Raw genomic sequence first — 7885 nt, 5'->3', positions numbered from 1 at the left:
GCCTGAAAGAACCATAGAGACACGGCGTTGACAGGCGACCACGGCACCATTTTCAGCCCGGAACGGGCGTCCGACAAGGACATATTGGCTAGCGCACAAATAAGCACCCCGGACAGAAGTCGAGGGTGCTTATTTCCTGTCTGGTCGTGTGCGGAGCCTTAGGAGGCGAGGCTGGCCGAGGGCTCGGGCTGTATTAAGGTTTCCGCTCGTTCCTCCAGCGGCGGGGTGTTGGCGGTGAGGCCCAGTCGCACGTCTCCTGACTGGGGTATGTCACCCACCTTTTCCTGTACCCAGTCGTGGAAAGCGCTTATGTGGTGCTCGCTCGGGACCAGCACGCCGCCCTTGGCGTAGGTCTTCGAGGCCATGCCGGGCTGGCAGCGTTCGCAGGCGTCGAAGTCCTGCATGTTGACCCTGTGGAAAAGTTCCACCGAGGCCGTGACATCCTTGCCGCTCTCAACCACGGAGGGCAGGTACAGCCAGTCGCATTCAACAATGGTGTGGTCCGCGGACATCGGGAACATGCGGTGGATGATCACGTGGTCCGGCACCAGGTTCACAAACACCGTGGGTTTGATGGTGATGGCGTAGTAGCGCCGGTCCTGGTCCTCGCCCACGCCGGGAATGACATCCAGGCCCTCGGAGCCGTCGATGGTGAAGCCCTTGACCTCGTCGCCGAACTCCGCGCCGTGGCCCACGAAGTACTGGGCAGCCAGACCGTCGGCGAACTCAGGCAGGACCTCGGTCAGTTCCGGGTGGATGGTGGCGCAGTGGTAGCACTCCATGAAGTTCTCGATTATGAGCTTCCAGTTTGCCTTCACGTCGTAGCGGATGCGGCGGCCGAGGCTGAGGTTGGCAACGTCGTAACCTTCGATCGCATTCAGATCTCCCAGCCGTTCCTCGATGGCCCCCATGACCTCTTCTTCGAATGACGGCGGCTCATCGGCCAGGCACACCCACACGTAGCCGAGGTACTCGCGGAGGTGGACTTTCACCAGGCCGTACTCGTCCCTGTCAATATCCGGCATCTTGGTGAGGTTGGGCGCCGCGATGAGTTTACCCTCAAAATCGTAGGTCCAGGCGTGGTAGGGGCACTGGAAGGAGCGGGCGACTTCGCCCTGTTCCTCCATGCAGATTTTCACGCCGCGGTGCCGGCAGACGTTGTAGAACGCGCGGATGGCGCCCTTGCGGGTGCGGCTGATCAGCACGCTCTCACGCCCGATCTGCACTGTCTTCCAAGCACCGGGCTTGTCCAAGTCAGCGGAACGGATGGCGCAGAACCACATCTGCTCGAAGATCCGCTCCTGCTCCGCCCGGAACACGGACTCATCCACATACGTGTAGCCGGGCAGGGTGGGAATCAGACTCGGGGCACTAACCTCAACAGACAATTTGTCCTCCTTATGGACACAAGTTCAACAAACAACGAAAGCCGGATGTTGTAGGGACGGGGATCCAGCGCGAGATATTTCAGGGTTTCAGGACACGACGGCGGCCGCCAGCAGCGAGGACGCGTCTGCACAGACCGCCAGGCCCACGTGCGGACCGGGCGGATGGGCGGGTAGAGCGAGCAGCCGCCTCCACTTGGTGAACAGCCGGGGCTGGTTCATGCCGAGGACCGCCACGGGAACATCCGCACGGTAGTACACGGCAAGGCAGCTGTGCTTGTCGACGTCGCCGGCCTCGATCTCGATCCGGTCATACCCGGCGGAGTGGCCGGCGAACTGCAGCTTGACGCCGTGCTGGTCGGACCAAAAGTATTGCGGTTTCGCCGGCCTCGATACGGCCTCAGCATCCAGGAGGGCCTCGACGGCCACGGCTGCGCGTTCCAGTGCGCCCGTCCAGTGCTCCGTCCGGCGATGCGTTCCAGCTGCAGCGTCGAACCACGCAGCACAGTCACCCACGGCCACGATTCCCGGCACGCTCGTGCGGCCCATGGCATCACACACCACGCCGTCGCGGAGTTCCAGGCCGGAACCCTCCAGCCACCCGGTGTTTGGCTCGGCTCCAATGCCAACCACCACGACGTCGGCGGGCACATAGCGGCCGCCGGCCAGCCGCATGCCGGTGACATTGCCTTCGCCGCTGTAGAAGTCCTCTATAACGGCGGAGGAAATGAGTTCAACCCCGTTGGCAGCGTGGAGCCCGGCCACCACACCGCCCATCTCAGTTCCGAGCTGGGCCGCGAATGGGACGGGCTTCGTGTCGATCATGGTCACGTCCATGCCCCGCGATGCCGCAGCGGCAGCCACCTCCGCGCCGATGAAGCCGGCGCCGATCACGGCCATTCTGCTTCCCGGCACCAGCTCGGGAGACAGGATCTGCGCGTCAGCCAGAGTTCGAAGGGTGAAGACATTGCTGAGGCCTGCCAGAGTGGGCAGCTGCCGAGCCCTCGCACCGGTGCTGATCACTATTCCGTCCGCCTCAATGATGCGGCCGCCCCCGAGGGTGATGGTCCGGGCTTGGGCATCCAAGGAAGCGGCGCCGGCGCCCAACACCCATTCGGCGTCCAGGTCGTCGGCGTCCGATTCCAAGGAAAGATCCTCTGCCGCAATCCGGCCCAGCAGGAAGTCCTTGGAGAGCGGGGGCCGGTCGTATGGGCGGTGGGGTTCATCGCCAATGATGACCAGCCGACCGGTAAAGCCTTGGGCGCGGGCGGCCCGGGCGGCGGCAAGGCCTGCCAGGGAAGCTCCCACAATCGCAAGTATCTGCATTAAAAATCCTCTTTCAATTGCTCGCTACGCAACAACAATCGCTATATGCAACAGAATGATCGACGCCGCCCTTACTGTCAAGGGATGGATTCGCTAAATGTCGAAGCTCCGCAGCAGCGGAAAAACCCTTGACAAGCCGTGTGACCTAGCGCACTCTGTTGCTTATGGCGATTGCTGTTGTTCATTGCGGAACGTGTACAGCGGCAATTGCACCGCCAGGATCCCCCATCAAAGAAGAGGTCCCTCATGCACAAGGCCTGCCCGCTCAGCGAACTGGCGCCCGGGGAGGCGCTGCGCTTGAATACGTCGCCGCCCATCGCCGTCTTCCACACCGAGGAGGGCGAGCTTTTTGCCATTGACGACACCTGCACGCACCAGGATGCGTCCCTGGCCGACGGCTGGGTGGAGGACTGCTGGGTTGAATGCCCGCTCCATGCATCCAGGTTTAACCTGCGCACGGGCGGCGTTGACGCTCCGCCGGCCAAGCTGCCGGTCCGCTCCCACGAAGTCTCAGTGATCGACGGCGACATAATGATCACCGAATCAACGGAGGTTCCCAACCTCCCGCCAGGCCTGACAGTGGACGGCCACGTCTAGCGCCGGCCCGTGCATCCGAACCAGAGGACTTGCTCATGGCTTTGAATAGTGAAACCCGCGTGGACAGTGACAATCATGTCGGGCCGCATACCATTCCTTCAACTACCGTCACCGACGAACTTCGAGATCCGCCCTCGGATGCCGAAGACACCGCGCAAATCATGCAGGAATTGCGCCAGACCAAAACCGAACGGGCAGTGACTGAACGCCGGAACCGCAAACTCACCATGGATAAGGTCACGTTCGGGATTACGGGCGCGTGCGCCGTGGCGTTCGTGATGTGGGGTTTCCTCGGAAGGGACAGCTTGGCTGCCACATCTCAGGGCGCCCTTGACTGGGTCATGGAGTACACCGGGTGGCTCTTCATGGTCCTCGCTTCGCTCTTCGTGGTCTTCGTCCTATGGCTGGCCCTCGGCAAGTTCGGCAACATCCCGCTGGGCAAGGACGGCGAAAAACCTGAATTCCGCACCGTCTCCTGGGTGTCCATGATGTTTGCCGCGGGCATGGGCATCGGCCTCATGTTCTACGGCGTGGCAGAACCCCTGTACCACTACGTTTCGCCGCCGCCCGGAACGGTGGACGGCAGGACCCCGGCCGCCATCCAGACCGCCATGGCCACATCCATCTTCCACTGGACCCTGCACCCCTGGGCCATGTACGCCGTCGTCGGAATCGCCATGGCCTACGGCAGCTACCGCCTGGGCCGCAAGCAGCTCATCTCTGCGGCGTTCACGTCGCTCTTCGGCATCAGGATGGTTGAAGGCCCGGTGGGCAAGTTCATCAACGTCCTGGCAATCTTCGCCACCCTGTTCGGCACCGCTGCATCACTGGGCCTTGGCGCCCTCCAGATCGGCAGTGGCCTGACTTCCAACGGCTGGGTCGGGGAAATCGGCACCCCCGTGCTCGTGCTGATCGTCGCCATCCTGACCGCATGCTTCGTGGCCTCCGCCGTCTCCGGCATCAGCCGCGGCATCCAGTGGCTGTCCAACATCAACATGGTGCTGGCCGTCGTCCTGGCACTCATCGTCTTCGTTGCCGGCCCCACCCTGTTCATCCTCAACCTCATTCCGGCCGCGGTGGGCGACTACGCCAGGGACCTGGCGGAAATGTCCTCCCGAACCGAAGCCGTGGGCGACGAGGCACTGCGCAGCTGGATGTCCAGCTGGACCATCTTCTACTGGGCCTGGTGGCTGTCCTGGACACCGTTTGTTGGGATGTTCATCGCCCGCATCAGCCGGGGACGCACCATCCGGCAGTTTGTCACCGGAGTCCTGCTGGTTCCCAGCATTGTCAGCGTGATCTGGTTCGCCATCTTCGGCGGCACTGCCTTCAGCATCCAGCAGCAGGCCGATAAGACAGAGAACCCCGCCGACGGCCTGGTCACAATGGTCGACGGCGCACCTTCCATATCCTTTGACGGCGCCCTCTTCGACCTGGTCAAGAACCTGAACATGCCGGCCTGGGCCACGGCAGCAGTTATCCTCCTGGCGATGGTACTGGTCGCAATCTTCTTCATCACCGGAGCGGACTCAGCGTCCATCATCATGGCTTCCCTCAGCTCCAACGGATCCAGCGAACCCCGCCGCGGGTTGGTGATCTTCTGGGGCCTGCTGACCGGCGCAGTGGCAGCCGTCATGCTCCTTGCCGGCGGGGATGAACCGTCGGAGGCGTTGTCCGGCCTGCAGCGCATCACGATCGTCGCGGCCCTGCCGTTCGTAGTGGTCATGCTGCTGCTCTGCGTCGCCTTGACACGAGACCTGCGCCGGGATCCGCTGGCCTTGCGTCAACGGCTGGCCACTACCGTCGTCGAACGCGCCATCCGCACGGGCGTGGAGCAGCACGGAGGCGTGCAGTTCGAGCTCGTGACCAAACACGACTGCGACGGCCGGTGTTCCACGGCTGCACGCTGCCCCGGCGACGCCAGCCTCGCCGTCGACGCAACCGCCACTACCCCGTCCGGCTCAACAACACCCGCACCGTTACATTCCGCTGAAGCGAACGTCCGCCAAGCCAACCAGGAGAACCAATCATGAGCGCATCACCACGCGTCGTCATCATCGGCGCCGGCATCGTCGGCACCAACCTCGCGGACGAACTCGCCACCCGCGGCTGGACCAACATCACAGTGGTGGAACAAGGACCGCTGGAGCTGGCCGGCGGATCCACCTCGCATGCCCCCGGCCTGGTGTTCCAGACCAACCCGTCCAAGACCATGACCGAGTTTGCCAGCTACACCGTGGACAAGCTGCTCGCCGTCAGCGCCGACGGAGTGGCCTGCTTCAACCAGGTGGGGGGACTTGAGCTGGCCACCACCGAGGCGCGGCTGCAGGACCTCAAGCGCAAGCTGGGGTACGCCACCTCCTGGGGCATCGAAGGCCGGATCATCGACCCCGACGAGTGCGAGAAGCACTACCCGCTGCTGAACACCGGCACCTTCGCAAAGGGCAAGAGCGTGCTCGGCGGCCTGTACGTTCCTACCGACGGCCTGGCCTCTGCCGCCCGCGCCGTCCAGCTGCTGATTAGCCGCACCCGCGAGGCCGGAGTCACGTATCTCGGTTCCACCGCCGTGACCGGCATCGAGCAGGCGGGCGGCAAAGTCACTGGCGTCGAAACGGCCGAAGGGGTGATCCCGGCGGACATCGTGGTGTCGTGTGCCGGGTTCTGGGGCCGTGAGCTCGGCAAGATGGTGGGCATGCAGGTGCCGCTGCTGCCACTCGCGCACCAGTACGTGAAGACCACGGCACTGCCGGAGCTGAAGGGCCGGAACGAGCTTCCCAACGGCGCCCGCCTGCCCATCCTGCGCTACCAGGACAAGGACCTGTACTACCGCGAGCACGGCGACCGGATCGGCATCGGCAGCTACGCCCACCACCCCATGCCCGTGGACATGGCCCAGCTCCCCCGGGTGGGCGCCGCGGAGATGTCCGATCACCGTATGCCCTCCCGGCTGGACTTCACTCTGGAGGACTTCCTGCCCGTCTGGGAGGACAGCAAGGACCTGCTCCCGGCCCTGCGAGGGGCCCAGATCGAGGACGGCTTTAACGGCATCTTCTCCTTCACCCCCGACAGCGGACCGCTCATGGGCGAATCCCCCGACGTCGAGGGCTTCTTCGTGGCCGAGGCCGTCTGGGTCACCCACTCGGCCGGCGTTGCCAGGGCCATGGCGGAGCTGCTCATCGAGGGCGGGTCCCGCACGGACCTGCACGGCTGCGAGCTCACCCGCTTCGAGAAGGTCCAGACCAGCGACCACTATGTCAGCGAAACGTCCCAGCAGAACTTCGTGGAAATCTACGACATCCTGCACCCGCTGCAGCCCAGGGAGTCCCCACGGGACCTGCGGGTCAGCCCGTTCAACGTCCGGCAAAAAGAGCTCGGGGCGTTCTTCCTGGAGTCCGCCGGCTGGGAGCGGCCGCACTGGTTCGAGGCCAACCGCGGCCTGCTGGCCGAGCTTCCGGCAGAATGGCAACCGCCGGAGCGGGACGAGTGGTCCGCCACGTTCTCCTCCCCCATCTCCGCGGCCGAAGCGTGGAAGACCCGCACCGCCGTCGGGCTTTACGACATGACGCCGCTGAAGCGGCTTTCCGTCAGCGGTCCCGGGGCGCAGGCCCTGCTGCAGCGCCTCAGCACCGGAAATATCGCCAAGAAGCCCGGCGCGGTGACCTACTGCCTGCTGCTGGCGGACGACGGCGGCATCCGCAGCGATGTGACCGTTGCCCGGCTTACGGAGGAACACTTCCAGCTCGGCGTGAACAGCAACGTGGACTTCGACTACCTGCGCGTCGAGGCCAGAAAACAGTCGGCCGCGGATCCCGCCCGGTGGGTGCATGTCTCGGACATCACCGGGAGCACCTGCTGCATCGGGCTCTGGGGGCCGCTGGCACGTGACGTAATCGGCAAGGTCAGCAGCGACAACCTCTCCAACGACGGCCTGAAATACTTCCGCACCAAGGAAATCTCGGTGCGCGGGATCCCCGTCACGGCCATGCGGCTCTCCTACGTCGGCGAGCTCGGCTGGGAGCTCTACACCACGGCAGAGTACGGGCTGAAGCTCTGGGACCTGCTGTTCGAGGCCGGCCAGGAACACGGGATTATCGCGGCCGGGCGCGGCGCGTTCAACAGCATGCGGCTCGAGAAGGGCTACCGGCTGTGGGGCACGGACATGACCTCCGAGCACCACCCCTACGAGTCCGACCTGGGTTTCTCCGTCGCCAAGGACAAGGTTGGCTTTGTCGGCGCCGAGGCGCTGGCCGCCCGCAAGGCGCAGCCCGCCACCCGGGCGCTGCGGTGCCTCACGCTGGACGATGGCTCCTCCATAGTGCTGGGCAAGGAGCCGGTGTACGTCAACGGCGAGGCCGCCGGCTACGTCACCAGCGCCGCCTACGGTTACTCGGTACGGAAGCCGATCGCGTACGCCTGGCTGCCCGCCGGCGTCGGGATCGGTGACGCCGTGGAGGTCGAGTATTTCGGGAAGCGCGTCGCCGCGACCGTCACGGCCGAGCCGCTCTTCGATCCCGCCATGGAGCGCCTGCGGGGCTGACGACCCCTCCGCACTATGAACGGCCCCGCCTCCCGGAAGG

At 64.6% G+C, this 7885-nt stretch carries 5 protein-coding genes; 3 read left to right on the top strand and 2 right to left on the bottom strand.

The window, feature by feature from the left end; all coding sequences use genetic code 11:
- Positions 1-158: 158 nt before the first annotated feature.
- Both J2X01_RS20310 and J2X01_RS20305 read right to left on the bottom strand, forming a co-directional pair.
- Positions 159-1388 carry an aromatic ring-hydroxylating oxygenase subunit alpha gene (locus tag J2X01_RS20310; RefSeq protein ID WP_310061804.1) on the bottom strand — a complete coding sequence of 410 codons (1230 nt, stop codon included), beginning with the start codon at positions 1386-1388 and terminating at the stop codon, positions 159-161.
- An 87-nt stretch (positions 1389-1475) separates the two neighbouring features.
- The gene (locus tag J2X01_RS20305; protein ID WP_310061802.1) at positions 1476-2711 is read right to left on the bottom strand and encodes an NAD(P)/FAD-dependent oxidoreductase; all 1236 of its coding nucleotides are present in this window, start codon (positions 2709-2711) and stop codon (positions 1476-1478) included.
- A gap of 246 nt (positions 2712-2957) precedes the next feature.
- Here J2X01_RS20305 and J2X01_RS20300 point away from each other — a divergent pair, with 246 nt between their 5' ends.
- From J2X01_RS20300 to J2X01_RS20290, 3 genes are all read left to right on the top strand, one after another.
- Entirely contained in the window at positions 2958-3308 is a 351-nt protein-coding gene (locus J2X01_RS20300; protein WP_310061799.1) for a bifunctional 3-phenylpropionate/cinnamic acid dioxygenase ferredoxin subunit, read from the top strand.
- A gap of 161 nt (positions 3309-3469) precedes the next feature.
- A complete protein-coding gene (locus J2X01_RS20295; RefSeq protein WP_374725004.1) occupies positions 3470-5341 on the top strand; it encodes a BCCT family transporter in 1872 nt (623 codons plus the stop codon).
- Positions 5338-7845: a GcvT family protein gene (locus J2X01_RS20290; RefSeq protein ID WP_310061793.1), complete on the top strand. Its 2508-nt coding sequence runs from the start codon at positions 5338-5340 to the stop codon at positions 7843-7845. The genes J2X01_RS20295 and J2X01_RS20290 overlap by 4 nt, the downstream gene beginning before the upstream one ends.
- Positions 7846-7885 lie beyond the last annotated feature (40 nt).

The sequence above is a fragment of the Arthrobacter ginsengisoli genome (genome assembly GCF_031456935.1).
GTDB lineage: Bacteria > Actinomycetota > Actinomycetes > Actinomycetales > Micrococcaceae > Arthrobacter > Arthrobacter ginsengisoli.
This window is presented reverse-complemented; position numbering and strand designations above follow the sequence as displayed.

Coding starts and splice junctions, on each gene's coding strand:
- J2X01_RS20305 (WP_310061802.1), bottom strand. CDS start 2,711: ATGCAGATACTTGCGATTGTGGGAGCTTCCCTGGCAGGCCTTGCCGCC.
- J2X01_RS20300 (WP_310061799.1), top strand. CDS start 2,958: ATGCACAAGGCCTGCCCGCTCAGCGAACTGGCGCCCGGGGAGGCGCTG.
- J2X01_RS20295 (WP_374725004.1), top strand. CDS start 3,470: ATGCAGGAATTGCGCCAGACCAAAACCGAACGGGCAGTGACTGAACGC.
- J2X01_RS20290 (WP_310061793.1), top strand. CDS start 5,338: ATGAGCGCATCACCACGCGTCGTCATCATCGGCGCCGGCATCGTCGGC.